The 24,196-nt window shown below is 70.0% G+C and carries 24 protein-coding genes and 5 tRNA genes; 8 read left to right on the top strand and 21 right to left on the bottom strand.

The window, feature by feature from the left end; all coding sequences use genetic code 11:
* Nucleotides 1–23: 23 nt before the first annotated feature.
* A complete protein-coding gene (locus J7I98_RS27785) occupies nt 24–1,652 on the bottom strand; it encodes a DAK2 domain-containing protein (protein ID WP_214927724.1) in 1,629 nt (542 codons plus the stop codon).
* A gap of 242 nt (nt 1,653–1,894) precedes the next feature.
* Here J7I98_RS27785 and rpmB point away from each other — a divergent pair, with 242 nt between their 5' ends.
* The 3 genes from rpmB to J7I98_RS27770 all read left to right on the top strand — a co-directional run bounded on the left by rpmB (nt 1,895) and on the right by J7I98_RS27770 (nt 6,477).
* Nucleotides 1,895–2,080, top strand: coding sequence for a 50S ribosomal protein L28 (rpmB, locus tag J7I98_RS27780; RefSeq protein WP_003957616.1), 186 nt, complete (start codon nt 1,895–1,897; stop codon nt 2,078–2,080).
* Nucleotides 2,081–2,195: 115 nt separating this feature from the next.
* A complete protein-coding gene (locus J7I98_RS27775; RefSeq protein ID WP_214927722.1) occupies nt 2,196–5,246 on the top strand; it encodes a BTAD domain-containing putative transcriptional regulator in 3,051 nt (1,016 codons plus the stop codon).
* A 34-nt stretch (nt 5,247–5,280) separates the two neighbouring features.
* Complete coding sequence (locus J7I98_RS27770) at nt 5,281–6,477, top strand: FAD-dependent monooxygenase (protein WP_214927715.1); 1,197 nt, start codon at nt 5,281–5,283, stop codon at nt 6,475–6,477.
* On the opposite strand, the gene thiD is transcribed toward J7I98_RS27770, so the two are convergent.
* Complete coding sequence (gene thiD / locus J7I98_RS27765; protein WP_214927713.1) at nt 6,455–7,258, bottom strand: bifunctional hydroxymethylpyrimidine kinase/phosphomethylpyrimidine kinase; 804 nt, start codon at nt 7,256–7,258, stop codon at nt 6,455–6,457. The genes J7I98_RS27770 and thiD overlap by 23 nt on opposite strands.
* Nucleotides 7,259–7,288: 30 nt before the next feature.
* The gene (locus tag J7I98_RS27760) at nt 7,289–8,260 is read right to left on the bottom strand and encodes a thiamine-phosphate kinase (protein ID WP_214927711.1); all 972 of its coding nucleotides are present in this window, start codon (nt 8,258–8,260) and stop codon (nt 7,289–7,291) included.
* 203 nt (nt 8,261–8,463) lie between these two features.
* Here J7I98_RS27760 and J7I98_RS27755 point away from each other — a divergent pair, with 203 nt between their 5' ends.
* Both J7I98_RS27755 and J7I98_RS27750 read left to right on the top strand, forming a co-directional pair.
* Nucleotides 8,464–8,697, top strand: a complete 234-nt coding sequence (locus J7I98_RS27755) for an Lrp/AsnC family transcriptional regulator (RefSeq protein ID WP_159686611.1) — start codon at nt 8,464–8,466, stop codon at nt 8,695–8,697.
* Nucleotides 8,698–8,762: 65 nt separating this feature from the next.
* Entirely contained in the window at nt 8,763–9,191 is a 429-nt protein-coding gene (locus tag J7I98_RS27750; protein ID WP_214927864.1) for a DUF3515 domain-containing protein, read from the top strand.
* Between the two features lie 121 nt (nt 9,192–9,312).
* Here J7I98_RS27750 and J7I98_RS27745 read toward each other — a convergent pair whose 3' ends face one another.
* The 3 genes from J7I98_RS27745 to J7I98_RS27735 form a co-directional block, all read right to left on the bottom strand.
* Nucleotides 9,313–10,470 (bottom strand): D-alanine--D-alanine ligase family protein, encoded by a 1,158-nt coding sequence (locus tag J7I98_RS27745; protein ID WP_214927708.1) that lies wholly within the window; start codon nt 10,468–10,470, stop codon nt 9,313–9,315.
* A 198-nt stretch (nt 10,471–10,668) separates the two neighbouring features.
* On the bottom strand, nt 10,669–11,682 hold the full coding sequence (locus tag J7I98_RS27740) for an NAD(P)H-dependent glycerol-3-phosphate dehydrogenase (RefSeq protein ID WP_214927706.1): 1,014 nt from the start codon (nt 11,680–11,682) through the stop codon (nt 10,669–10,671).
* On the bottom strand, nt 11,679–12,431 hold the full coding sequence (locus tag J7I98_RS27735; protein WP_214927704.1) for a 1-acyl-sn-glycerol-3-phosphate acyltransferase: 753 nt from the start codon (nt 12,429–12,431) through the stop codon (nt 11,679–11,681). Before J7I98_RS27735 ends, J7I98_RS27740 begins: the two co-directional genes overlap by 4 nt.
* 147 nt (nt 12,432–12,578) lie before the next feature.
* Between J7I98_RS27735 and cofC the strand changes: the two genes are divergently transcribed.
* Both cofC and J7I98_RS27725 read left to right on the top strand, forming a co-directional pair.
* The gene (cofC, locus tag J7I98_RS27730) at nt 12,579–13,277 is read left to right on the top strand and encodes a 2-phospho-L-lactate guanylyltransferase (protein WP_214927702.1); all 699 of its coding nucleotides are present in this window, start codon (nt 12,579–12,581) and stop codon (nt 13,275–13,277) included.
* Between the two features lie 13 nt (nt 13,278–13,290).
* Nucleotides 13,291–13,494: a hypothetical protein gene (locus J7I98_RS27725; protein ID WP_214927695.1), complete on the top strand. Its 204-nt coding sequence runs from the start codon at nt 13,291–13,293 to the stop codon at nt 13,492–13,494.
* An 88-nt stretch (nt 13,495–13,582) separates the two neighbouring features.
* Here the strand turns inward: J7I98_RS27725 and J7I98_RS27720 are convergent, their stop codons facing one another.
* The 4 genes from J7I98_RS27720 to leuC form a co-directional block, all read right to left on the bottom strand.
* Nucleotides 13,583–14,233, bottom strand: a complete 651-nt coding sequence (locus tag J7I98_RS27720) for an HU family DNA-binding protein (protein WP_214927683.1) — start codon at nt 14,231–14,233, stop codon at nt 13,583–13,585.
* A gap of 143 nt (nt 14,234–14,376) precedes the next feature.
* Nucleotides 14,377–14,604 (bottom strand): hypothetical protein, encoded by a 228-nt coding sequence (locus J7I98_RS27715; protein ID WP_028813741.1) that lies wholly within the window; start codon nt 14,602–14,604, stop codon nt 14,377–14,379.
* A gap of 192 nt (nt 14,605–14,796) precedes the next feature.
* Nucleotides 14,797–15,390: a 3-isopropylmalate dehydratase small subunit gene (gene leuD, locus J7I98_RS27710; protein ID WP_214927863.1), complete on the bottom strand. Its 594-nt coding sequence runs from the start codon at nt 15,388–15,390 to the stop codon at nt 14,797–14,799.
* An 11-nt stretch (nt 15,391–15,401) separates the two neighbouring features.
* Entirely contained in the window at nt 15,402–16,826 is a 1,425-nt protein-coding gene (gene leuC / locus J7I98_RS27705; RefSeq protein WP_214927681.1) for a 3-isopropylmalate dehydratase large subunit, read from the bottom strand.
* A 174-nt stretch (nt 16,827–17,000) separates the two neighbouring features.
* Between leuC and ndgR the strand changes: the two genes are divergently transcribed.
* The gene (gene ndgR / locus J7I98_RS27700) at nt 17,001–17,720 is read left to right on the top strand and encodes an IclR family transcriptional regulator NdgR (RefSeq protein WP_028813744.1); all 720 of its coding nucleotides are present in this window, start codon (nt 17,001–17,003) and stop codon (nt 17,718–17,720) included.
* A 44-nt stretch (nt 17,721–17,764) separates the two neighbouring features.
* Here ndgR and J7I98_RS27695 read toward each other — a convergent pair whose 3' ends face one another.
* From J7I98_RS27695 to J7I98_RS27645, 11 genes are all read right to left on the bottom strand, one after another.
* Nucleotides 17,765–18,733 (bottom strand): MEDS domain-containing protein, encoded by a 969-nt coding sequence (locus J7I98_RS27695; RefSeq protein WP_214927661.1) that lies wholly within the window; start codon nt 18,731–18,733, stop codon nt 17,765–17,767.
* Nucleotides 18,723–19,628, bottom strand: coding sequence for an MEDS domain-containing protein (locus tag J7I98_RS27690; RefSeq protein WP_214927659.1), 906 nt, complete (start codon nt 19,626–19,628; stop codon nt 18,723–18,725). Before J7I98_RS27690 ends, J7I98_RS27695 begins: the two co-directional genes overlap by 11 nt.
* Nucleotides 19,629–19,725: 97 nt before the next feature.
* Nucleotides 19,726–19,798 (bottom strand) — tRNA-Glu (locus tag J7I98_RS27685).
* 24 nt (nt 19,799–19,822) lie between these two features.
* A tRNA-Gln gene (locus J7I98_RS27680) sits at nt 19,823–19,894 on the bottom strand.
* A gap of 30 nt (nt 19,895–19,924) precedes the next feature.
* Nucleotides 19,925–19,997 (bottom strand) — tRNA-Glu (locus J7I98_RS27675).
* A gap of 63 nt (nt 19,998–20,060) precedes the next feature.
* Nucleotides 20,061–20,133, bottom strand: a tRNA-Glu gene (locus tag J7I98_RS27670).
* A gap of 23 nt (nt 20,134–20,156) precedes the next feature.
* A tRNA-Gln gene (locus J7I98_RS27665) sits at nt 20,157–20,228 on the bottom strand.
* Between the two features lie 87 nt (nt 20,229–20,315).
* The gene (locus J7I98_RS27660; protein ID WP_214927657.1) at nt 20,316–21,035 is read right to left on the bottom strand and encodes an HAD family hydrolase; all 720 of its coding nucleotides are present in this window, start codon (nt 21,033–21,035) and stop codon (nt 20,316–20,318) included.
* 186 nt (nt 21,036–21,221) lie between these two features.
* Nucleotides 21,222–22,736, bottom strand: a complete 1,515-nt coding sequence (gene gltX / locus J7I98_RS27655; protein ID WP_214927655.1) for a glutamate--tRNA ligase — start codon at nt 22,734–22,736, stop codon at nt 21,222–21,224.
* Nucleotides 22,729–23,517, bottom strand: coding sequence for a fumarylacetoacetate hydrolase family protein (locus tag J7I98_RS27650; RefSeq protein WP_214927644.1), 789 nt, complete (start codon nt 23,515–23,517; stop codon nt 22,729–22,731). Before J7I98_RS27650 ends, gltX begins: the two co-directional genes overlap by 8 nt.
* 93 nt (nt 23,518–23,610) lie before the next feature.
* Nucleotides 23,611–23,811 carry a hypothetical protein gene (locus tag J7I98_RS27645; protein ID WP_214927862.1) on the bottom strand — a complete coding sequence of 67 codons (201 nt, stop codon included), beginning with the start codon at nt 23,809–23,811 and terminating at the stop codon, nt 23,611–23,613.
* Nucleotides 23,812–24,196 lie beyond the last annotated feature (385 nt).

The following is a 24,196-nucleotide window of genomic DNA, read 5'->3' as shown; positions in this document are numbered from 1 at the left end:
GCGGATCCTGTTCCCGGGCGCTCTCATTCCACGCCGATCAGCAGCGGGGACGACTGGCGGCCTCCGTCATACGTCACCGTGTCCACCGCCAGGTGTGATTCGCGGACGTGGGCCTCCAGGTACTCCGCCAGCCCCTCCGGCGCCTCTTCGCCCAGGACCAGGGTGACCATTTCGCCGCCCGCGGCCAGCATCCGGTCCAGGACCGTACGGGCCGCCGCCGTCAGGTCGGAACCGATCACCACCACGTCGCCGTCGATCAGGCCGAGGACGTCACCGGCCTGGCAGATGCCCGCCATCGTCCAGGACTGCCGTTCCGCGACGGTGAGTTCGCCGTAGCGGGTGGCTCCCGCCGCCGACGTCATCGCCACCACGTCCTCGTCGAAGCTGCGGTCCGGCTCGTGGACGGCGAGGGCCGCGATGCCCTGGACCGCCGCGCGGGTGGGGATGAGCGCGACCCGTACACCTTCCGTACGGACCTGTTCCGCAGCCGCGGCTGCCGTGTGCCGCAGGTCGGCGTCGTTCGGCAGTAGGACCACCTCAAGCGCGTGCGCGCGCCGGATCGCCTCCGCCAGTTCGCCGCTCGCGGGCGGCTCCCCGGGGCGTGCGAGCACCGTGGTCGCGCCCGCCTCGGCGCACAGGCCCGCCAGGCCTTCGCCGGGGACCACGGCGACGACCGCCCGCTGGGCCCGCTCGCGGCGGGGTGCGCCACGGTCGGCGGCGAAGTGGGTGATGCGGATGCGGTACGGGCGGCCCGCCTCGACGCCCGCCTCCACGGCCGCGCCCGCGTCGTCCACGTGCACATGGACGTTCCACAGGCCGTCGCCGCCGACGACCACGAGCGAGTCGCCGAGGCCGTCGAGACGGGTCCGCAGCCGGTCCACCGCCGCGTCGTCCGCCTCCAGCAGGTAGATCACCTCGAAGGCCGGGCCGCCGACCCCCTCTGTAGAGCCTGCCGACTCCGGTGAGTCCGCCGGGCAGTGGTCCACCGGGTGCGGCAGCTCTCCGCGCCGTCGTACAGCGACCGCTTCGCCCGAGACCGCCTCGACCAGCGCGCCGAGTACGGTCAGCAGCCCCTGCCCGCCCGCGTCGACGACGCCCGCGCGGCCCAGCACCTCCAGTTGCCCAGGTGTCGCGTCGAGCGCCGTGCGCGCCCCTTCGTACGCCGCGCGCGCCACCTCCGCCGTCCCGCCCTCGGCGGTCTCCGCCGAGGTGGCCGCCGCAGTGGCCACCGTCAGGACGGTGCCCTCCACGGGGTGTGCGACCGCCTTGTACGCCGATTCGGCCGCCTTGCGCAGGGCGCCGCGCAGGGCGGTCGAGTCGTCGGACAGCACCTGCGCCATGCCGCGCAGCAGCTGCGCCAGGATCGTGCCCGAGTTGCCCCGCGCCCCCAGCAGCGCGCCGTGAGCCATTGCCCGTACCGCGTCCGCGAGAGCGGGCACCGATGCCGGGTCCGTAACGGTCTCGTGCGCGGTGAAGACGGCTTCGACCGCCTGGGCGGCGGATTCCACGGTCAGATAGAGGTTGGTTCCGGTGTCTCCGTCCGCGACCGGATAGACGTTGATCGCGTCGATTTCCTCGCGGGCTCTGCCCAGCGCTTCCAAGGCCAGTGAGCACCAGGCTCGCACCGCGACGGCGTCGAGGGTCTGCGGCACCTGGCGTCCTCCTTGAGAGCGGTTTGCACCGCAGGGTAGTCCCGCAAGGGGCCCGCTCAGAGGCAGGGGCCGGGACGGGGGCCGCGGCAGCCATGGTAGTTTCGTTGTACGGGAGCAGCCGATGTATGCTGCTCCGGTTGCCCGATGAAAATCGGGACTTTCCCCCGGCTACGCCACTCGATTCTTCGATCCCGGCATGCCGGGATCCACTGTAAGTGCACCTGAAGTCTTTGGAGTGACCCGTGGCTGCCAACTGCGACGTCTGCGGCAAGGGGCCGGGCTTCGGCAACAACATTTCGCACTCGCACCGCCGTACGTCTCGTCGCTGGAACCCCAACATCCAGCGCGTGCGTGCAGTGGTCGGTCGGACGCCGAAGCGGCTCAACGTCTGCACCTCGTGCATCAAGGCCGGCAAGGTCTCGCGCTGACGTATGCCAAGCGCGGCCACCTGCTGGTTGCTTAAAAACCGGTCCACCTTCGGGTGGGCCGGTTTTTTTGTGCCCTGCCCCCTCCGCGGCCCCTGTGAGCTGCCAGAATCTGGCGATGCGCTTCGGAATCCTGGGTCCCTTCGACATACGTTCCGATGAGGATGAAGGCGACGGGGAAGGCGACGGACCCGCGCTCGACCCTGGTGGCCCTCGCCCCCACGCCCTCCTCGCCCTCCTGCTGCTCGACGCGGGCCGGATGGTGGGCACGGCGCGGCTGACCGACGGTCTGTACGGCGACGAGCCGCCGGCCGGGGCCGCCAACGCCCTCCAGTCCCAGGTGTCGCGGCTGCGCAAGCGTCTCGGCGTACGCATCGAGTCGCTGCCCGCCGGCTACCGCCTCGTCGCCGACCCCGACGATGTCGACGCCCACCGCTTCGAGCGGCTCTCCCGCGAAGGGCACCGGGCCCTGGCCGCCGGAGACCACCGGCAGGCAGCGGAGCTGCTGCGCGAGGCGCTCGGTCTCTGGCGCGGGCCCGCCCTGGCTGACCTGGCCGGGCTGCCGTTCGCCGAGGCGCAGGCCGCCCGGCTGGACGAATTGCGGCTGGCCGCGCTCCAGGACCGCATCGAGGCGGACCTCATGCTGGGAGGCGGCCCCGAACTCGTCCCTGAGTTGCGCCGGCTCATCGCCGTACACCCGCTGCAGGAACGGCTGTATGGGCAGCTGATGCGGGCCCTGCACGCGGACGGCCGCCCGGCCGAGGCGCTGACCGTGTACGAGGAGGCCCGCCGCACTCTCGCCGACGAGCTCGGCGCCGATCCCTCCGCCGAGCTGGCGGCGCTCCATCTGGAGTTCCTGCGCGGTCGGTCACCCGGGACAGGGACTGCCGCCCCGCGCGGAGTGCCCGCGCAGCTCACCAGCTTTGTGGGGCGTACGGACGAGCTGGAGCGGATCGGGAACCTGCTCGCATCGGCACGCCTGGTGACGCTGAGCGGGCCCGGCGGCGCGGGCAAGACGCGGCTGGCGGTGGAGGCGGCCGGGCGGTGGGCCGGGACGGTCTGTTACGTCGAACTGGCGCCGCTCTCCGACGCCGCGCAGGTGCCGTACGCCGTGCTGACCGCGCTCGGGGTCCGGGAGAGCGGCTTCCACGACCGGGCCGGTGACGCCACCGAGCGGCTCCTTGCCGCGCTCGAAGGGCGGGAGCTGCTGCTTCTGCTCGACAACTGCGAGCACCTGGTGGAGGCCGCGGCCCGGCTGGCCGGTCAGTTGCTGGCCGGCTGCCCCGGCGTACGGGTCCTGGCCACCAGCCGGGAGGCGCTGGGCATCACCGGCGAAGTCCTGCTTCCGCTGGACCCGCTGGCCGTGCGCAGCGCCGCCGCGCTCTTCGCCGACCGTGCGGCCGCGGTGCGGCCCGGATTCCTGCCCGACGTCCGTGTGGAGCGCATCTGTGCCGCGCTGGACGGGCTGCCGCTCGCCATCGAGCTGGCGGCGGCCCGGCTGCGTACGCTCACCGTCGACGAGATCGCCGACCGGCTCGACGACCGCTTCCGGCTGCTGTCGCGCGGCGACCGGACGAAAGCGCCGCGGCACCGGACGCTGCGCGCGGTCGTGGAGTGGAGCTGGGAGCTGCTCGACGACGAGGAACGGCGGCTGGCGCGGCGGCTGACCGTGTTCGCAGGGGGCGCGACCCTGGATGCGGTCGAGCGGGTCTGCGACGTGCCCGACGCTGATGACGTGCTGGCCTCGCTCGCCGAGAAGTCCTTTGTCGAGGTGGCGGACGGGCGGTGGCGGATGCTGGACACCATCCGGGTCTTCTGCGCGGAGCGGCTCGCCGGTGAGGAACAGGCGCTGCGTGCGGCTCATGCCGCGTACTTCCTCGATCTCGCCGAGACGGCAGAGCCGTTCCTGCGGGGTGACGCGCAACTGGCGTGGCTGGGGCGGCTCGATGCCGAGCACGCCAACCTCCTTGCGGCGCTGCGCCACAGCGATCCGGTCACCGGGCTTCGCCTGATGGCCGGTATTTCCTGGTACGTCCGGCTGCGCGGCCGGCAGGGTGAGCTGGTGCCGCTCGCCGTCGAGTTGCTGGCAGCCGTCGAGACCGAGCCGCCCGAGGGGCTGACCGAGGAGTACGTCCTGTGCGCGATCAATGCCCTCACCGGTCAGGGCGATCCGCGCGAGGCAGCGCTGACCGAGCGCGCGGCCGCTCTGCTTGCCGGCCTCGACCGGCCGCTGCGGCTGCCGTTCACGCTCGTGCTGTGGTCGCTGGTGAACGGGCCGCAGACCGGCGACGAGGAGTGGGCGCGCAGGCAGCTGGGCGACGGCCTCTGGGCCGGGGCCGTGCTCCGCATGGGCCGGGGCTTCCAGGAGCTGATCGCCGGCCGTCCTGCGCTGTCCGAGGCCGCGTTCGGCGATGCTCTGGAGGATTTCCGCGCTGCCGGTGACCGGTGGGGTGCGGCCAACTGCCTCGATCCGCTGGCCATGTTCGCGTACTGGCGCGGGGACAGCGGGCGTGCGCTCGCGCTGGTCGACGAGGCGCTCGTCCTCGTACAGGAACTGGAGGCTCCCGAGGAGACCGCCGATCTGCTGCAGCGGCGGGCCACGGTGATGCTGCATACGGGTCACCGGGCCGACGCCGTCGAGCTTTTCAGGCGGGCCGCTGCTCTCGCGCGCCGCGTCGGCGTGCCCGACAAGGTGGCGGGTGCCTGGCGCGGCCTCGGTGACGCGGCCCGGCTGGCCGGTGACACGGCGGGGGCGCGTGAGCACTACGAGGCGGCGCTCGAAGTCTGTGCGGCAACGTGGTTCAGCGTCGGGGAAACACTGCGGATCTTCGTCGGGCTCGGGCGTACCGCCGGGGCGGAGGGGCGGCCCGGTGAGGCCGCCGAATGGTTCCGGCAGGCGCGTGAGCTGGCGCTGGAGCAGCCTGGGCCGCTCGAACTGGCCGAGGTGGCGGAGGCGATGGCGTCCCTGGCGGGTGCGGAGGAGGGTGCGGGGTTGCTCGGGGCGGCGGAGGGGTTGCGGGGGGCGGCGCTCGATCTGGATCCGGATGTGGTGGGTGTACGGGATCGGGTGCGGGCGGAGCTGGGGCCGGGGGCGTACGAGACGGCGTACGCGCGGGGGCGGGAGCTGCGGGGAAAGGTACTGCGGTCAGCAGCCGTCAGCGAGCGGTAAGCCTCCGGTAAGCCGCCGCCGCGAAGCTCGCCGCATGACAACAACGCAGCTGCGCGACCTCAACGTCCTCATCTCCGGCGCCAGCATCGCCGGCCCCGCCCTCGCCCTCAATCTCGCCCGCTACGGCGCCGCCGTAACCGTCGTCGAGAAGGCCCCCGCCCTGCGCCCCGGCGGCTTCGCCGTCGACTTCCGCGGTCACGTCCACCGCACCGTTCTCCAAGCCATGGGCATCTGGGACGACATCCACGTCCGCCAGACCCGCATGGGCCGTCAGACCATCGTCGACGAGCACGGCGAGGCCCGGGTCGACCTGCCGTCCGCGATGATGAGCGGCGACGTGGAGATCGCCCGCGGTGATCTGGCCGAGATCATGTACGAGCGCGCCAAAGACCGGGTCGAGTACGTCTTCGGCGACTCCATCGCCACGCTCACCGAGGACGCCGACGGAGTGGACGTCACATTCGACCGGGGCACGCCCCGCCGCTTCGACATCGTGGTGGGCGCCGACGGGCTGCACTCCCGCACCCGCCGCCTCGCCTTCGGCGACGAGTCGCAGTATCTGCACTTCCTCGGCTACTACGTCGCGGGCTTCTCCGTGCCCAATCACCTGGGCCTGGACCGCACCGCCCGGATCTACAGCGACCCGGGCCGCATGATCAACATCAACAACTACGACGGTGATCCGGACCGCGCGGGCGCGGGCATGGTCTTCCAGTCCGAGCGGCTCGACTTCGACCGCCGCGACATCGACCGGCAGAAGAAGATCATCGCCGACCGGTACGCGGACATGGGCTGGGAGACGCCCCGGATACTCCGGGCGCTGGAGCGGGCCGACGATCTGTACTTCGACGCGATCGCGCAGATCCGCATCGACCGCCTGTCCACGGGCCGCGTGGTACTGATCGGCGACGCGGGTTACGGCGCGACGATGGGCGGCATGGGCACCGGCGCGGCCGTTGTCGCCGCACATGTCCTGGCCGGGGAACTGGCCGCCGCACACGGCGACCACCGCACCGCCTTCGCCGCGTACGAGGCGGAGATCCGCGACTTCGCGAAGGGCTGCCAGAAGACCGCGGGCAACGCGGGTCCGTTCCTCGCGCCGCCCACCGAGAAGAAGATCCGCCAGCGCGACCGGGCGTACCGGATGCTGAGTTCGCGCCTGCTCGCCGGGGTCTTCAAAAGGCTCACCGAGAAGGCGGCGACCAACATCAGGCTGAAGGACTACGCCTGAGCCGCCAGCCGTGGTCGACCGGGCCGATCCCCTCGCCGAGTGCGAACCCGGCGGCGATCGCCTCGGTCACGCACTCCTTGGCCGCGGACACGGCCTGCGGCACGTCGAGCCCCTTCGCGAGTCCCGAGGCGATCGCGGAGGCCAGCGTGCAGCCCGTGCCGTGCGTGTGGCGGTTGTCGTGCCTCGGGGCGCGGAGCCAGTGTTCCTCGCGGCCGTCCGTCAGCAGGTCCAGCGCGTCGCCGGGCAGGTGGCCGCCCTTGACGAGGACCCACCTGGGCCCGAATTCGAGCATCGCGTCGCCCGCCCGCCGCATGTCGGCCTCGGATTCCACGCGTACGCCGGCGAGCTGGGCCACCTCGTCCAGGTTCGGGGTGGCGACGGTCGCCGTCGGCAGGAGGCGCTTGCGTACGGCGTCGAGCGCGGAGGTGGCGAGCAGCGGGTCGCCGTGCTTGGAGACGCCGACCGGGTCGACGACCACCGGGGCGTCGGTGTCTGCCAGCAGTTCTGCGACGGTTTCGACCAGTTCGGCCGAGGACAGCATGCCGGTCTTGACGGCCTGTACGCCGATGTCGTCGACGACGCTGCGGTACTGGGCCCGTACGGCCTCGACGGGAAGGTCCCAGACGCCTTGCACGCCCAGGGAGTTCTGCGCGGTGACCGCCGTGAGCACGCTCATGCCGTGCACGCCGAGCGCCAGCATCGTCTTGAGGTCGGCCTGGATGCCCGCACCGCCGCCGGAATCCGATCCGGCGACGGTGAGGACGCAAGGAAGTATTCGCATGCCTGCGAATCTAACCGGTTCGACCCGGTTCTACGGAGCCGTCTCAATGTCGCCGAAGTGGTCCCAGCCGCCCTTGCTGGTCCAGGGCGCCCCGTCGACCGTCACCTGCGGCAGCGCCGACGGGTTGAGGACCTCGCCGATCACCTTCCAGCGCGCGGGCAGCTTCGCGTCCGGCGGGAACGTCGCCACGATCGCGTGGTCCTCTCCCCCGGTGAGCACCCACTGCAGCGGGTCGACGCCCACCGCCTGCCCGATGTCCGACATCTGGGTCGGGATGTCGATGAGCCCGGAACGCAGGTCGATACGGACCTTGCTGGCCTCCGCGATGTGCCCGAGGTCGGCGACGAGCCCGTCACTGACGTCGGTCATGGCGGTGGCGCCGAGCCCGGCGGCCGCGGGGCCCGCGTGGTACGGCGGCTCGGGGCGCCGGTGCGCCTCGACGAAGGCGCGCGGCGAGCGGAAGCCGCGCGAGAGCACCGCGTGCCCGGCCGCCGACCAGCCCAACCAGCCGGTGACCGCGACGACATCCCCGGGCTGGGCGCCGGACCGCGTCACGGGCTCGTGGTTGCGCAGATCGCCGAGCGCGGTGATCGCGACGGTGATGGTGTCCCCGCGTACGACATCGCCACCCACGACGGCGGCGCCCGCGACCTGGCATTCGTCCCTGATGCCGTCCATCAGCTCGGTCGGCCAGGCGACGGGAAGTTCGGCGGGGACGACGAGGCCGAGGAGCAGCGCGGTCGGGACCGCGCCCATCGCGGCGATGTCGGCGAGGTTCTGGGCCGCCGCCTTGCGGCCCACGTCGTACGCCGTCGACCAGTCGCGCCGGAAGTGGCGGCCTTCGAGCAGGATGTCCGTACTCGCCACGACCCGGCGGTCGGGTGCCGCCACGACCGCGGCGTCGTCGCCGGGCCCGAGACGTACCGCCGGTGTGGTGGTGAGCCGGGAGGTGAGCTCCCTGATGAGCCCGAACTCGCCCAGCTCGCCCACTGTGCCCTTCATGGATGTGCCCCTTCTGCCCCAGTGCGCTTGCGGTCGCGAGCCATCACTGCTGTAGGTACCGTCAACTCATACGTCAACTTCAGTTCTCCGTACGCCGCGCTCCCCGCGTCGGCGGGCGCGCGGGTCTCCCCGATGCCCACGACGACGCGATACGGTGGCGTCTCTTCTCCCCACATGATCCTCGTGGCCGCCCTGGAGGTTCCGTGGTACAGGCGTACATCCTCATCCAGACCGAAGTCGGAAAGGCGTCGACCGTCGCCGAGACCATCGGCAAGATCCCGGGAGTGATTCAGGCCGAGGACGTGACAGGACCCTATGACGTGATCGTGCGCGCGCAGGCCGATACGGTCGATGACCTCGGCCGCATGGTGGTCGCCAAGGTCCAGCAAGTGGACGGGATCACCCGCACCCTGACCTGCCCGGTCGTGCACATCTAGCCCCCGTCTACGCTTGGCCGGTGACTTCTTCCCGCCGGCTTCTCTGCCTGCCGTCCGCCGCGCTGATGCTGCTCGCCGCCGCCGGCTGCTCCTTCACGGACGACGCCGTGGCGGTCCCTCCTCCCGCTCCGTCCGCGGAGGAGGCCGGGCTGTGCCGGGCGCTGCACCGTGAGCTGCCGGAGTCCGTGGCGGGGCACGAGCGGCGCACCGCGGAGCCGGAGTCGGACCTCACCGCTGTGTGGGGAGATCCGGCGATCGTACTGCGCTGCGGTGTGCCCCGGCCGGAGAAGATGAGCGACCCCCGGGCCAAGGCGGTGGAAGCGGACGGCGTGAACTGGATGCTGGAGCCGCAGGGCGACGCCCGCCGGCGCTTCACCACCACCTACCGCGACGCCTACGTCGAGGTCACGCTCCCCGCGAAGTACGCCCACGACGTGACGCCGTTGGCAGCCTTCGCGGGGGCCGTGAAGAAGACAGTGCCCAAGAGTCTTTAGCGCACCCGTGGAGCTCCTAGGGCGTGTCCGGCGGATCATGCCTGGGCCGCGGGGCCTGGCACGCCCATCTGCACAGAGAACGCGCCGCACCCTGAAGCCGGCCTGATCCGCCGGACATGCCCTAGCGCAGGCCCGTGGAGCGGCGCAGCGCGGCCTGGATCAGCCGGTCGACGAGCTCCGGGTAGGAGACGCCGGTCTCCTGCCACATGCGCGGGTACATCGAGATCGGCGTGAAGCCCGGCATCGTATTGATCTCGTTGATCACGAACTCCCCGCTGTCCAGCAGGAAGAAGTCCGCGCGTACGAGGCCTTCGCAGGACGCGGCGTCGAAGGCGTCCACCGCGAGGCGCCGTACCTCGTCGGTCTGCTCCTCGGTCAGCGGCGCGGGCACGAGGCCGGCCGCCGAGTCGATGTACTTGGCCTCGAAGTCGTAGAAGTCGTGGGACGTGACGGGCGGGATCTCGGCGGGCACGCTCGCGCGCGGGCCGTCCTCGAACTCCAGCACACCGCACTCGATCTCACGGCCGCGCAGCAGCGACTCGACCAGGATCTTGGGGTCGTGGCGCCGCGCCTCCTCGATCGCCTCGTCGAGACCGGAGAGGTCGTCGACCTTGGTGATGCCCATGGACGATCCGCCGCGGGCGGGCTTGACGAAGAGCGGCCAGCCGTGGTCGCCGGCGAAGCCGATGATCTTCTTGCGGGCGGCGGAGGGGTCGTTCTCCCACTCGCGGGGGCGGATGACCTCGTACGGGCCGACCGGCAGCCCGAAGGAGATGAACACCCGCTTCATGTACTCCTTGTCCTGGCCGACGGCCGAGGCGAGCACCCCGGAGCCGACATACGGGACACCGGCGAGTTCGAGGAGGCCCTGGAGGGTGCCGTCCTCGCCGTACGGGCCGTGCAGCATGGGGAAGACCACGTCGACCTCGCCCAGCACCTTGGGCACCGCGCCCGGTTCGCTGTAGACGACTTCGCGGCTGCCCGGGTCGACCGAGAGCACGACGCCGCCCTCCGCCGACTCGGCGAGGTCATCGACGCTCGGCAGCGCGCGGTCGGCGATGGCCATCCGGTCGGGATCGTCGGCGGTCAGGGCCCAGCGGCCGTCCGTCGTGATGCCGATCGGCAGTACGTCGTACTTCTCACGGTCGATGGACCGCAGTACGGCGCCGGCCGTGACGACCGAGATGGCGTGCTCGGAGCTGCGACCGCCGAAGACGACGGCCACCCGCGGCTTGCGGGGCTCCTGCGCAGGGCTCTGGGGGAGGTTCTCGCTGCTCATATCGCGATGAGACTACCGTGCACATCCGGCGCCGTGGAGTGCGGGCGCGGCGCGGCGTGCTGCCCGGCGCCCCGGGCCGGTGGCCGGAGCTCCTCGGGCCGGTGGCCGGAGGACACCGCTGCACCGCGAAGCCCGCGAAGCGGCGCGAGAGGCGCACGAAGAAGGGGTCGGCGGTGCGAGCGGTGCGTCCAGATGGGCTCAGCGGCGCTCGGGCTTGGCGCTGCGTGACATCAGTTCCTTGACCGCGACGATCGGCGGCTTGCCCTCGTGGACGATGCTCACGACCGTCTCGGTGATCGGCATGTCGACACCGTGGCGCCGCGCCAGATCCAGCACGGACTGGCAGGACTTGACGCCCTCTGCGGTCTGCTTGGTCGCGGCGATGGTCTCCTGGAGCGTCATGCCGCGGCCGAGGTTCGTGCCGAAGGTGTGGTTGCGCGAGAGCGGCGACGAGCAGGTGGCGACCAGGTCGCCCATGCCGGCGAGGCCGGCGAAGGTGTGCGCGTCGGCGCCCATCGCGAGGCCCAGGCGGGTCGTTTCGGCGAGTCCGCGGGTGATCAGCGACGCCTTGGTGTTGTCGCCGAGGCCCATGCCGTCCGCGATGCCGACGGCGAGGGCGATGACGTTCTTGACGGCGCCGCCCAGCTCGCAGCCGACGACGTCGGTGTTGGTGTACGGGCGGAAGTACGGCGTGTGGCAGGCGGACTGGAGGCGGGTGGCCGTCTCCTCGTCGCGGCAGGCGACCACGGCGGCGGCCGGCTGGCGGGCGGCGATCTCCTTGGCCAGGTTGGGGCCGGTGAGGACGGCGACGCGCTCGGCGGGGACCTTGGCGACCTCCTCGATCACCTCGCTCATCCGCTTCGCGGTGCCGAGTTCGACACCCTTCATCAGGGATACGAGCACGGTGTCGGTGCGCAGCAGCGGCGCCCAGGCGGCCAGATTCCCGCGCAGCGTCTGCGAGGGCACGGCGAGCACCGTGAAATCGGCGCCCTGTGCGGCCTCGGCCGGGTCGGTGGTGGCCCGTACCGCCGCGGGGAGTTCGATGCCCGGCAGGTAGTCCGGGTTGGTACGGGTGGTGTTGACGGCGTCGACGAGCTCGGCACGGCGGCCCCAGAGGGTCACCTCACAGCCCGCGTCGGCGAGCACCATGCCGAAGGCCGTACCCCAGGAGCCCGTTCCGAATACGGCCGCCTTGACCGGCTGGCGTGTCACTTTGCGCTCTCTCCTTCGGCCTCGCGCCGCTGCTGCGCACGGGCCCTGCGATGGTCGTACGGCTGGGCGGGCGCGGTTTCGCCGCGCAGTTCGGCGAGCTGCCCGGTGATGGCGGCCATGATGGCCTCGGTCGCCTCGCGCAGCACGTCGGGGGTCGGTTCCATGTCGTAGAACCGGTTGAGGTCGACCGGCGGTCCGGCCTGCACCGAAAGGGTTTTGCGCGGGAAGAGCCGGAGTTTGTCCTCTTTGGCGTACGGCGGCATCGCCAAGTTGGCGCCCCACTGGGCGACCGGAATGACGGGGGCCTTGGTCAGGAGGGCCACGCGCGCCGCTCCCGTCTTGCCGGCCATGGGCCACATGTCGGGGTCGCGGGTGAGGGTGCCTTCGGGGTAGAAGGCGACGCATTCGCCGCGCTCGATGGCGTCCACGGCGGCCCGGAAAGCGTCAAGTGCGTTGGTGGTCTCGCGGTAGACGGGGATCTGGCCCGTACCGCGCAGCATCATGCCGACGAAAGGGGTTTTGAACAGGCCGGCCTTGGCGAGCAGGCGGGGTACGCGTCCGGTGTTGTACTGGAAGTGCCCGTAGGAGAGCGGGTCGAGGTACGAGTTGTGATTGACCGCGGTGATGAATCCGCCCTCGGCCGGAATGTGCTCCATTCCGCGCCAGTCCCGCTTGAACAGAACCACCAGCGGCGGTTTAGCGATGACCGCCGCCAGGCGGTACCAGAAGCCGATTCTGCGGCGGGACACTCGGACACCTTCCTCTAGGACCGGGCTGCTTGTACTTGTGTGCCTGGTCAGCCGCACAAGTGTCGCCCCAGGCCCCCTGTCTGTCGAGAACACCGTACGCCCCGGGTACGCGACCGGACCGCCTGACTGCCGCACGGACAGGCCACAATGGGGCCCGACGCGCATTGGACGGAGGGCTCGCCACTGAACACGCTCCGGACCGCTCCCTGGTCCCTGGTCGTCCCGCTGAAGCCCCTGTTGCTGGCCAAGAGCAGGCTTGCCCCCTTCGCCGGCGACGCGTTGCGTACGGGGCTCGCTCTCGCCTTTGCCCAGGACACGGTGGCCGCGGCGCTGGCCTGTCCTGCCGTACGTGATGTGGTGGTCGTCACGGACGACACCTCGGCGGGGGCCGCCCTGGCCGCCCTCGGGGCGCGCATAGTGGCAGACACCCCGGCGGCGGGCCTCAACGCCGCCCTGACGCACGGGGCGCGCACGATACGGGCGCTGCGGCCGGGCGCTGCGGTCGCCGCGCTGAATGCAGATCTGCCCGCACTGCGTCCCGCTGAATTGCAGCAGGTGCTCGATTATGCGGCCGTATTTCCTCGTGCATTTCTGGCGGACGCGGCGGGAATCGGGACGACTCTGCTTTCTGCTGCACCCGGTGCGGAATTGGCGCCGTCGTTCGGCGGCCCTTCGCGTGCCCGGCATTCCGCTTCCGGCGCGCGGGAAATCCTGCTCGACGCGGTGGATTCCGTACGCCAGGACGTGGACACCGGTAACGATCTGCGGGCGGCGCTGACGCTCGGTGTCGGCCCGCGCACGGCCCGGCAGAGCGAGGCCCTCGCCGACGGGCCGCCGCTTGTATAGGTACGCTGCCGCCATGCAGGCGACCGCGTACACGTACGACTCCGAGACCCGCAGCGGCAGTGTGCTGCTCGACGACGGCACCCCGGTGGACTTCGACGCCCGGGCCTTCGACGCGGGCGGACTGCGGCTGCTGCGCCCCGGGCAGCGGGTGCGTATCGAGGCGGAGGGCGAGGGTGCGGATCTGCGCATCACGCTGGTGACGCTTCAGACCTTCTGATCCGGCGTCCCCGGGCGGGGGCGCGTAAAAACACCGCGGGCCGGGCTCCCCGGAGGGAGCCCGGCCCGGCGCGTATTCCTTGCTGCCCTTACTTCTTGGCAGTGGTCTTCTTCGCGGTGGTCTTGCGCGCCGTGGCCTTCTTGGCCGGTGCCTTCTTCGCGGTGGCCTTCTTGGCCGGCGCGGTCTTCTTGGCGGTGGCCTTCTTGGCGGCGCCTGCGGCCTTCTTCGCCGGAGCCGCCTTCTTGGCCGCCGCGGCCTTCACGGCGGTGGCCTTCTTCGCGGGCGCCTTCTTCGCCGCCACCTTCTTGGCGGCGGTGACCTTCTTCGCGGGCGCCTTCTTCGCCGCGGCCTTCTTGGCGGCGGCCTTCTTCGCCGCGGCCTTCTTGACCGTCGGGGCGGCACCGCCGGTCAGGCTGCCCTTGGGCGCCTTCTTCACGGCAACCTCGCCGCCCCTGGGGAGCTTCTTCGAGCCGCTGACCAGGTCCTTGAAGCCCTGTCCCGCACGGAAACGCGGAACGGAGGTCTTCTTGACCCGCACGCGCTCACCCGTCTGAGGGTTGCGGGCGTAACGGGCCGGACGGTCGACCTTCTCGAACGATCCGAATCCGGTGACCGAAACACGGTCGCCGGCGACAACCGCACGGACGATCGCGTCGAGTACCGCGTCGACCGACTCGGCCGCCTGCTGGCGGCCGCCGACCTTGTCGGCAATCGCTTCTACGAGCTGCGCCTTGTTCACGTCTTCCCCTTCGGAGACATTGCCAGAACGAATGTGTTCAAGCTTTTTCGCACGTTAGGCAGATATATACCGCAAATCAAACACGAAACGGGCTAATCACCCTAGTGCCGCAACGAAGTAGACCTGGCAGAGTTCCGCAGGTCTCAGTCGCCTTCAGGGAATCGACCCTCGTCGAGGTCCTTCATCAACCTGTCCAGGCGCCTTGCCGCATCGGCGAGATCGTGTTTCGCCGCGGCCGTTATGACCAGCAGCTTCCGGGTCAGCGCCATCCGTACGCCCTCCGGGACTTGCAGTGTGCGCACCCTTGTGTGTGCTTCTTTCAGCCGGTCCGCGACTGCCTCATAGAGCTTGAGTTGACTGTCGCGTTCCATGCACCGATTGTGCCATCTGGGGCGAGTTGTCGCCTCCGGCGGGGGCAACTAGTGGAATCCGGGGCTCCAGGAGACCTGGCCGATGCGCCCCGAAAAATCGTCAACTCACCCTCGTTTACAGGCCAGTTCAGGCCGGAACATGCCGTTGCCCCCCGCCGTGAACGGCGGGGGGCAACGGGGTGATACGAGGGGTCAGAGCTGCACCGTACTCGGCTTGAACGACGGCCTGCCGGCCTCGTACGTCGCGATGTCTGGCTCATTCTGGAGGGTGATGCTGATGTCGTCGAGACCGTTCAGCAGCCGCCAGCGGGCATTTTCGTCGAGTTCGAAGTCCGCAGTGATGCCCTTGGCACGAACTTGACGGTCCTGGAGGTCCACCGTGATCTCGGCCGTGGGGTCGGCGTCGACCAGGTCCCACAGCGCATCGACCGTCTTCTGGTCCAGCACGACGGTCAGCAGGCCGTTCTTGAGCGAGTTGCCGCGGAAGATGTCGGCGAACCGCGAGGAGATCACGGTCTTGAAGCCGTAATTCTGCAGGGCCCACACGGCGTGTTCGCGCGAGGAGCCGGTACCGAAGTCGGGTCCCGCCACCAGAACCGTGGCGCCTTTGCGCTCCGGGCGGTTGAGGACGAACTCCGGGTCCTTGCGCCAGGCCTCGAAAAGCCCGTCCTCGAAGCCGTCGCGGGTGACCTTCTTCAGCCAGTGGGCCGGGATGATCTGGTCGGTGTCGACGTTGCTGCGGCGCAGCGGGACGGCCCGGCCGGTGTGTGCGGTGAAAGCTTCCATGGCCATGCTGCTCAGGCCTCCACGAGCGTCGGAGCGTCGGACAGGTCTACGGGCGCGGCCAGGTGGCCCAGTACGGCGGTGGCCGCGGCGACCTGCGGCGACACCAGGTGGGTACGGCCGCCCTTGCCCTGCCTGCCCTCGAAGTTGCGGTTGGAGGTGGACGCGGAGCGCTCACCGGGGGCCAGCTGGTCCGGGTTCATGCCCAGACACATCGAGCAGCCGGCGTGCCGCCATTCGGCGCCTGCGGCCGTAAAGACCTTGTCCAGGCCCTCCTCGATGGCCTGCAGGGCGACGCGTACGGAACCGGGAACGATCAGCATCCGTACGCCGTCGGCGACTTTGCGGCCGTCCATGAGCGCGGCCGCGGCACGCAGGTCCTCGATACGGCCGTTGGTGCACGAGCCTACGAAGACGGTGTCGACCCTGATCTCACGCAGCGGCTGCCCGGCGGTCAACCCCATGTACTCCAGGGCCTTTTCGGCGGCGAAGCGCTCCGAAGCGTCCTCGTACGAAGCAGGGTCGGGGACGTTCGCCGACAGCGGCGCACCCTGGCCCGGGTTGGTGCCCCAGGTGACGAACGGGACCAGTTCGGCGGCGTCGATGACGACCTCGGCGTCGAAAACGGCGTCGTCGTCGGTGCGCAGCGTCTGCCAGTAGGCGACGGCGGCGTCCCAGTCGTCGCCCTGCGGGGCGTGTACGCGGCCCTTCAGGTAGTTGAAGGTGATCTCGTCCGGGGCGATCATGCCCGCCCGCGCACCGGCCTCGATCGACATGTTGCAGATGGTCATCCGGGCCTCCATCGAGAGCTTCTCGATGGCGGAACCGCGGTATTCGAGCACATAGCCCTGACCGCCGCCGGTGCCGATCTTCGCGATGATCGCGAGGATCAGGTCTTTGGCGGTTACGTCGGCGGGCAGTTCGCCCTCGACCGTGATCGCCATGGTCTTCGGCGGGGCCATCGGCAGCGTCTGGGTGGCCAGTACGTGCTCCACCTGCGACGTACCGATACCGAAGGCCAGCGCGCCGAACGCGCCGTGGGTCGAGGTGTGGCTGTCGCCGCAGACCACGGTGGTGCCGGGCTGGGTCAGTCCCAGCTGCGGTCCCACTACGTGGACGACGCCCTGCTCGACATCGCCCAGCGGGTGCAGCCGTACGCCGAATTCCGCGCAGTTCTTGCGCAGCGTCTCCAGCTGGGCCCGGGAAACCGGGTCCGCGATCGGCTTGTCGATGTCGATGGTCGGGGTGTTGTGATCCTCGGTGGCGATGGTGAGGTCGAGCCTGCGCACCTGGCGACCGCTCTTGCGGAGGCCGTCGAAGGCCTGCGGGCTGGTCACCTCGTGCAGCAGGTGCAGATCGATGAAGAGGAGATCGGGCTCGCCGTCGGCGCGCCTGACGACATGGTCGTCCCAGACCTTCTCCGCGAGTGTCCTACCCATCGCTTTCCCTTCGGCCGGCGTCTTCGCCGGACCCATCTAGAGATCGGGTCGCCCCCGTCCGGACCCCCGTACAGGGCGGTGGCTACGGGCCGTCGTGTGGCCTCCCCTCCAGATTCGCAAGTTCCCGAGAAAATTGAACTTGCGTTTCACAGAGTGAGACGCGAGTATCGACGCATGGACAACTCTAGCGGCGTCGGCGTTCTCGACAAGGCAGCTCTGGTACTGAGCGCTCTGGAGTCCGGTCCGGCCACCCTCGCCGGGCTGGTCGCGGCGACCGGGCTCGCACGACCCACGGCACATCGCCTTGCCGTGGCACTGGAACACCACCGGATGGTGGCGAGGGACATGCAGGGCCGTTTCATTCTCGGCCCCCGGCTGTCGGAACTGTCTGCCGCGGCGGGCGAGGACCGGCTGCTGGCCACGGCAGGACCCGTGCTCACGCACCTGCGTGACGTGACCGGCGAGAGCGCGCAGCTCTACCGCCGGCAGGGCGATATGCGCATCTGCGTGGCCGCCGCGGAGCGGCTGTCCGGACTCCGGGACACCGTCCCCGTCGGCTCCACGCTGACCATGAAGGCGGGCTCGTCCGCCCAGATCCTGATGGCCTGGGAGGAGCCGGAGCGCCTCCACCGCGGTCTCCAGGGCGCCCGCTTCACGGCGACCGCCCTCTCCGGCGTACGCCGCCGTGGCTGGGCCCAGTCGATCGGCGAGCGCGAGCCGGGCGTGGCCTCGGTGTCGGCCCCGGTGCGCGGCCCTTCCAACCGGGTGGTCGCCGCCGTCTCGGTCTCCGGACCGATCGAGCGGCTGACCCGCCACCCGGGCCGGATGCACGCCCAGGCGGTCATCGACTCGGCCGCACGCCTGTCGGAGGCCCTGCGCCGCTCGGGCGGCTGATCCGGGCGGTGCGGGCGGAAGCCGGGGGCGGGAACGCCGTCGGCTCAGAGCCGCTCGGCGTCGGTCGCCCCCGCGTACCGCAGGCGCAGCCTCATCCGGCCGTCCACCGTGCGGATCTCCACCGATTCGCAGAGGTTGCGCATCAGCCACAGCCCGTCATCGGCGCCGGCCTGTGCGCCGGGCGGTGCGAATCCCGCCCAGGTGGCCGGTGCGGGGGCGCGGTCCGCGGCGAAGAGCTCCCAGACGAGGACGCCGGGCTCCTCCCAGGCGCACACCCGCGCGCCGGTGGCCCCGTGGCCCATCAGGTAGGTCAGCGCCTCGTTGGCGACGGTCTCGGCCATCGCGAGGCGTGCCCCCGCCAGGCCCGCCGCCTCGGCCCGGTCGCGTACGAAGCGGCGTACGGCGGCCGGAGTGGCACACCCCTCCAGCACGGCAGCACCACCGGGCGGCGCCGGCAGCGGGGCGTCCGCCGCCGCTGCGTAGGCATGCGGATCGACGTGTGCCGCACTGGGCAGCACCTCGGACCCGACCACATGGCCGGGGTGCGTGGCGTGAGCCGCCTCCGCGACGTCGCGGGGCACCGTCCTGGTGTCGTACGGGCAGATCATCCAGAGGTCGGCGTCCGCGAGCAGCACGTTCAGCCCCGACTCCATCCGCTTCCACTCCGCGATCTGACGCGCGGACTTGCCCGACCACACGGGCTCGGCCATGATCCGCATCCCACGGCCGGGCATCTGCCGGTGGTTCCAGTAGCGCAGGAAGGACGAGACCCGCTCTACGGGCCGGCGGCCGAAGTAGGCCGTCTCCGCGGTGTCCAGTGCGTGGGCGCGTTTCCCGAGGGCGTCCCGGAGCAGTTCGATATTCGCGGGTGTGGTCGCGGCCAGAACCGGCTCCCCCGCCTCCAGTCCCGCCTCGGCGAACGGCAGGGCCATCGCCAGGAACGCCTCGTCGCTGTCGTAGAGCGAGGCGTGGTGCACGAAGCCTCTGCCGTTCGGACCAGCGTCAGTTGACATGGTCCGCTCCCAGTCGCAGACCGGGGGTGTCGTCCCAGCCGACGAGTGCGATCACTTCGCGCAGATGCGGCGCGAGACCGGCCAGTTCGACCTGGCTGCCCGCACGGCGCGATCCGGCGAACGCCATCAGCAGGCGCAGCCCGCCCAGGTCGAGGAACTCCAGCCGGGACAGGTCGAGTTGGACATCTCCGTCAACCCGCTCCAGCGTGCCCAGCGCACCACGCAGATGCCGGTGCGTGCGGATGTCCACGACTCCTTCCACCCGGAGCCCGCTCGGATGGTACGTACGGACAACGCGTAACTCCGCGGTCCGCACGAGGGGTTCGACGTCGACGCTCCTCGGGTGGGCGGAGGCGAAGGCCTTCAGCTGCGCGGTGTCGAAGCGCCGTGCGTCGTACTGGCAGACGGCGAGCGTCAAGCCTCGCCTGAACTCCCGGGCGAGCAGGGCCTCGTACTGCAGCAGTTGCCCCAGCGCGTCCTCGTCCCGGATGGCCACACTCATGTCGCCGACGATGCGCAGACCGGCATAGCCCTCGGTGAGCGCCCGGTCGGCCTCCCTGCGCAACCGGCCCACCATGCGCCTGGGTTCGACGTGCCCCGCGTACAGGCAGAACTCCTCGGCGTCCATGATCTGTATGCGCTGCGCCACCCCGTCGTCGCGGGTGTTGCTCGCCGGGAGGGGTATGCGGCAGCGGTCGAGAAGGTCGTACGGAGTGTGGGGGCCGTCGCCGCCCGCGAGGAACAGGAGTTTCTGCCGGGCCGCGAGGCCCGCGACGACCAGGGATCCCAGCACGGACAGCTGCTCCTCCGTCGAGCCGAAGAACAGACAGGCGTGGTCTCCGACGCGCAGATCGGCGACGGCGACCGTACGGTGCATGCCATGGAGGAGCGCCATGCGCGGATTATGGCGGCGGGGTCACGCCTGCGGTAGTGCCCGTAGTGCCCGCATACGAGAAAGACCCTCCGCATCGCGGAGGGTCTTTCTCTGTACGTACCCCCGACCGGATTCGAACCGGCGCTACCGCCTTGAGAGGGCGGCGTGCTAGGCCGCTACACAACGGGGGCCTGTTTACTGCGAGTTGTACTGCGCTGGGCTACCAGGACTCGAACCTAGACTAAGGGAACCAGAAACCCTCGTGCTGCCAATTACACCATAGCCCATGGTGGTTTAGACCTATTGGTTTAGACCAGTACCCCCGACCGGATTCGAACCGGCGCTACCGCCTTGAGAGGGCGGCGTGCTAGGCCGCTACACAACGGGGGCCTTGGCGATCCCTACGTCACCACATCCAGGAGCGACCCGAAGGTGGCGGAAAGAAAGGATCTGTACCCCCGACCGGATTCGAACCGGCGCTACCGCCTTGAGAGGGCGGCGTGCTAGGCCGCTACACAACGGGGGCCTTTGCAGATGAGCTCTGCAGAGCTGGGCTACCAGGACTCGAACCTAGACTAACGGAACCAGAAACCGTCGTGCTGCCAATTACACCATAGCCCACCAAAACACAACCCCCTGATGGGGGTTTGTTTGGTGTGCGCCTTCCGGCCAGACCTTTCGGCCCTCTCGGGCGGCGCAGAAAGAACATTACCCGAAGGTGGACGGCGCTCCAAAACGGGTATCGCCCCGCAACAGCCCAGGTAGCTGCTCAAGCCCGGTGATGCGCACGAGGTCCGGGCGGCCGCCGAGTCCGCCCCGGTCGAGCCAGATACCGGCCAGACCGGCGGCGTCGGCGCCGCCGGCGTCGATGTCGGGCTGGTCACCGACGTACGCGACCTCGTGGGGCGGCAGGCCGAGCGCGTCACAGGCGGCGTGGAAGGCCTCGGCGGCGGGCTTGGAGACACCCAGTTCGGCGGCACACAGCAGAGCCTCGAACCGGTCGCGCACCCCCAGGACGCGCAGCTTGCGGTCCTGGTTGTGGACGCTGGAGTTGGAGAGCACGGCGTGTCGGTAGTCCTCGGCCAGGACATCGAGCACCGGAACGGTGTCGGGGAACAGCTTCCAGGCGGCCTCGAAGTGGGCGACGTACCGGCCGAACCAGTCGTCGGCCGCGTCGTCGCTCAGCGGCACACCGAGAAACGACCGCACACGGTCTCTGCGCTGCCCCTCGAAGGTGGTCTCACCGGAGGCGAAGCTCGCCCAGTGGAGTTCGGTGATCTCGCGCCAGCGGGCAAGGGCGTGATCGACAGTGGCGTAACCGTCGGCGAGCCCCTCGGCCCTGAGGTGGTCACGCATGCCGACGCGGTCGGCGGTCGAGTAGTCGAAGATCGTGTCGTCGATGTCCCAGACCACGGCGTTGATCGGCATGAGCGCGACGCTACCGCCGAGCGCCGCCCGCGGCTGGCGGTTCGGGGGTTATCCCCCGAAAAACGCAGTGTCGATGTCCCGGACCACGGCGTTGACCGGCATGAATCGCACCCTGTCGAGCGCCTTCGGGCATGCGAAGGGCCCGGAAGCGTGTGCCGCCTCCGGGCCCTGTCGTCGTACAGCTCTTTACGCGGTGAGCTTGGCCAGCGCCGCGTCGATGCGGGCCAGCGTCTTCTCCTTGCCCAGGATCTCCAGGGACTCGAAGAGCGGGAGGCCGACCGTGCGGCCGGTGACGGCTACGCGGACCGGGGCCTGGGCCTTGCCGAGCTTCAGGCCGTGCTCCTCGCCGGCGGCCAGGACGGCCTCCTTGAGGGACTCGGGGCTCGTCCAGTCGGCCGCTTCCAGCTTGGCGCGGGCGGTGGTGAGGAGCGGCACGGGCTCGCCCTTCATCGCCTTCGCCCAGGACGCCTCGTCCTCGACCGGCTCGTCGAGGAAGAGGAAGTCGACATTGGCCGTGATGTCGGAGAGGACCGTCACGCGGGTCTGGGCGTGCGGGGCGATCGCCTCGAACGCGGCCCGGTCGAAGGACTCCGGCTTCCAGTTGGCGTACGGCGCCTTCAGCCACGGCTCGCAGGCCGCGATGAACCCGTCGACCGGGAGCATGCGCAGGTGCTCGGCGTTGATGTGCTCGCACTTCTTCAGGTCGAAGCGCGCCGGGTTGGCGTTGACGTCCTTGATGTCGAAGGCGGCGACCATCTCCTCGATCGAGAAGATGTCGCGGTCCTCCGCGATGGACCAGCCGAGGAGCGAGAGGTAGTTGAGCAGGCCCTGCGGGAGAAAGCCGCGCTCGCGGTAGAGGTTGAGGGACGCCTCGGGGTCGCGCTTAGAGAGCTTCTTGTTGCCCTCGCCCATGACGTACGGGAGGTGGCCGAAGGCCGGGATCTCCTTGGCGATGCCCAGCTCGATCAGCGCCTTGTAGAGCGCGATCTGGCGCGGGGTCGAGGACAGGAGGTCCTCGCCGCGCAGGACGTGGGTGATCTCCATCAGGGCGTCGTCGACGGGGTTGACGAGCGTATAGAGCGGGGCGCCGTTGGCGCGGATGATGCCGTAGTCCGGGACGTTGTCCGGGTTGAAGGTCAGCTCGCCGCGGACCAGGTCCGTGAAGGTGATCGGCTCGTCGGGCATCCGGAAGCGCACGATGGCCTCGCGGCCCTCGGCCTTGTACCGCTCGATGCGGTCGGCGCTGAGGTTGCGGCACGTGCCGTCGTAGCCCGACGGCTTGCCGGCCGCACGGGCGGCGTCGCGGCGTACCTCCAGCTCCAGGGCGGTGCAGAAGCACTCGTACGCATAGCCGCCGGCCATGAGCTTCTGGGCGACGTCCTTGTAGATGTCCATCCGCTGCGACTGGCGGTAGGGGGCGTGGGGGCCGCTAATCTCCGGGCCCTCGTCCCAGTCCAGGCCGAGCCACCGCAGCGAGTCGAGCAGCTGGTTGTACGACTCCTCGGAGTCGCGGGCCGCGTCGGTGTCCTCGATTCGGAAGACCATGGTGCCGCCGTTGTGCCGGGCGAACGCCCAGTTGAACAGAGCGGTGCGGACCAGACCCACGTGGGGGTTGCCGGTCGGGGAGGGACAGAAACGTACGCGTGGGGGTGCCCCCTGGTCGAGCGAAGTCGAGAGCTTGGGGGAGTTCGCGTTAGTCACGCTTGATCACCTTGTTGGTGAGAGTGCCGATGCCTTCGATGGTGACGGCGACCTCGTCGCCGACGTTGAGGGGGCCGACTCCGGCCGGGGTCCCCGTGAGGATGACGTCGCCCGGGAGCAGCGTCATGGCCTCGGTGATGTGGACGATCAGGTCCTCGACCGAGCGGACCATGTCGCTCGTACGGCCCAGCTGGCGCTGTTCGCCGTTGACCGTGCACTGGATGGCGAGACCCTCGGCGATGGCCGCGGGGTCGAGGCCGGTCTCCACCCAGGGGCCGAGCGGGCACGAGGTGTCGAAGCCCTTGGCCCTGGCCCACTGGTTCTCGCGCTGCTGGACGTCGCGCGCGGTGACATCGTTGGCGCAGGTGTAGCCGAAGATGACGTCCTTGACACGCTCGCGAGGGACCTCGCGGCACATGCGGCCGATGACCACGGCCAGTTCGGCCTCGTGGTGCAGCTCACTGGAGAAGGAGGGGTACGCGATGGGGTCGCCGGGGCCTGTCACGGCGGTTGACGGCTTGAGGAACGCGACGGGGATGTCCGGGACCTCGTTGCCGAGCTCCGCCGCATGCTCCGCGTAGTTGCGGCCGATGGCCACGACCTTGCTGGGGAGCACGGGCGGCAGGAGGCGGACCTTGCTCAGCGGGACCTTGACGCCGGAGAGCTCGAAGTCGGCGTACGGGATGCCCTTGATGATGTCGAGAACGAGGTCGTCCGGGCTGTCGCCCTCGACCGCGCCGAAGGCGACATTGCCGTCGATGGAGAACCTGGCGATGCGCACGGGATGCTGTCGCCCCTCACTTTTTGCTGGCCGGAGACTGACGCTCCAGGCTAACGCGGGTGAGGAGGCCGACCGCCCGTATTACCTGCGCGCCTAGGCTGCGGCGTGAGCTTCCGCCGGGGCCTCCACCGGGGCTTCCATCAGAATCGTGCGGCGCGGGTTGGCGGTCTCGGCGGGGAGATCGACAGGGTGCTCCGGCCGCTCGGCGGTCAGCAGGTCCACAGCGTCTTCGAGATGCGCGAGCGTGGTCCGGCGGGGGTTGGCCGTGCTGCGGAACATCGTCGTGGTCTTCATCTGGTGTTCGGGCCCTGTCGGTACGGGCGCCATCTTGGGCGCTCTGATTGTCGGATTCGCCATCCCTGTAAAGCGTCAGGCTAAACATCCGGTTCCCCGGCAAAGATGTGAAGCAGACAAGAACAGTGTGTGAGTTTCCTCACGAGATGGCGGGCATAACGGCCAATTCGGACAACCTCGGTGGGTTCATGAACCGGACATTCCGCCACTGAAGGCATCATTCCGCTCCTGATCATCAGGACTGGGACACCCCCCGCCCCTAAGCGACTCGTTGGCTTATGCCCTTTTTACCCCTGAACACTTTCTACGCCTTGTTACGCAACACTTACACGGTGTCACTCACGTCACGGCCTCGTGCCCGGCCCTTGTTGGAGATCCGGCACTG

The organism is Streptomyces sp. ISL-98, assembly GCF_018614055.1.
In the GTDB taxonomy this organism is placed as follows: Bacteria; Actinomycetota; Actinomycetes; order Streptomycetales; family Streptomycetaceae; genus Streptomyces; species Streptomyces spiramyceticus.
The sequence above is the reverse complement of the archived record's forward strand: the minus strand, read 5'-3'. Positions and strand labels throughout refer to the sequence as shown.

What these genes read in the sequence shown, in the direction of transcription:
- J7I98_RS27660 (WP_214927657.1), bottom strand. Translation starts at nt 21,035, where the DNA reads ATGCCGATCAACGCCGTGGTCTGGGACATCGACGACACGATCTTCGAC.
- J7I98_RS27715 (WP_028813741.1), bottom strand. Translation starts at nt 14,604, where the DNA reads ATGGAACGCGACAGTCAACTCAAGCTCTATGAGGCAGTCGCGGACCGG.
- J7I98_RS27750 (WP_214927864.1), top strand. Translation starts at nt 8,763, where the DNA reads ATGCTGCTCGCCGCCGCCGGCTGCTCCTTCACGGACGACGCCGTGGCG.
- thiD (WP_214927713.1), bottom strand. Translation starts at nt 7,258, where the DNA reads ATGCGAATACTTCCTTGCGTCCTCACCGTCGCCGGATCGGATTCCGGC.
- J7I98_RS27760 (WP_214927711.1), bottom strand. Translation starts at nt 8,260, where the DNA reads ATGAAGGGCACAGTGGGCGAGCTGGGCGAGTTCGGGCTCATCAGGGAG.
- J7I98_RS27725 (WP_214927695.1), top strand. Translation starts at nt 13,291, where the DNA reads ATGCAGGCGACCGCGTACACGTACGACTCCGAGACCCGCAGCGGCAGT.
- J7I98_RS27695 (WP_214927661.1), bottom strand. Translation starts at nt 18,733, where the DNA reads ATGTCAACTGACGCTGGTCCGAACGGCAGAGGCTTCGTGCACCACGCC.
- cofC (WP_214927702.1), top strand. Translation starts at nt 12,579, where the DNA reads ATGGGGCCCGACGCGCATTGGACGGAGGGCTCGCCACTGAACACGCTC.
- J7I98_RS27775 (WP_214927722.1), top strand. Translation starts at nt 2,196, where the DNA reads ATGCGCTTCGGAATCCTGGGTCCCTTCGACATACGTTCCGATGAGGAT.
- J7I98_RS27690 (WP_214927659.1), bottom strand. Translation starts at nt 19,628, where the DNA reads ATGGCGCTCCTCCATGGCATGCACCGTACGGTCGCCGTCGCCGATCTG.
- J7I98_RS27770 (WP_214927715.1), top strand. Translation starts at nt 5,281, where the DNA reads ATGACAACAACGCAGCTGCGCGACCTCAACGTCCTCATCTCCGGCGCC.
- leuD (WP_214927863.1), bottom strand. Translation starts at nt 15,390, where the DNA reads ATGGAAGCTTTCACCGCACACACCGGCCGGGCCGTCCCGCTGCGCCGC.
- ndgR (WP_028813744.1), top strand. Translation starts at nt 17,001, where the DNA reads ATGGACAACTCTAGCGGCGTCGGCGTTCTCGACAAGGCAGCTCTGGTA.
- leuC (WP_214927681.1), bottom strand. Translation starts at nt 16,826, where the DNA reads ATGGGTAGGACACTCGCGGAGAAGGTCTGGGACGACCATGTCGTCAGG.
- J7I98_RS27645 (WP_214927862.1), bottom strand. Translation starts at nt 23,811, where the DNA reads ATGAAGACCACGACGATGTTCCGCAGCACGGCCAACCCCCGCCGGACC.
- J7I98_RS27745 (WP_214927708.1), bottom strand. Translation starts at nt 10,470, where the DNA reads ATGAGCAGCGAGAACCTCCCCCAGAGCCCTGCGCAGGAGCCCCGCAAG.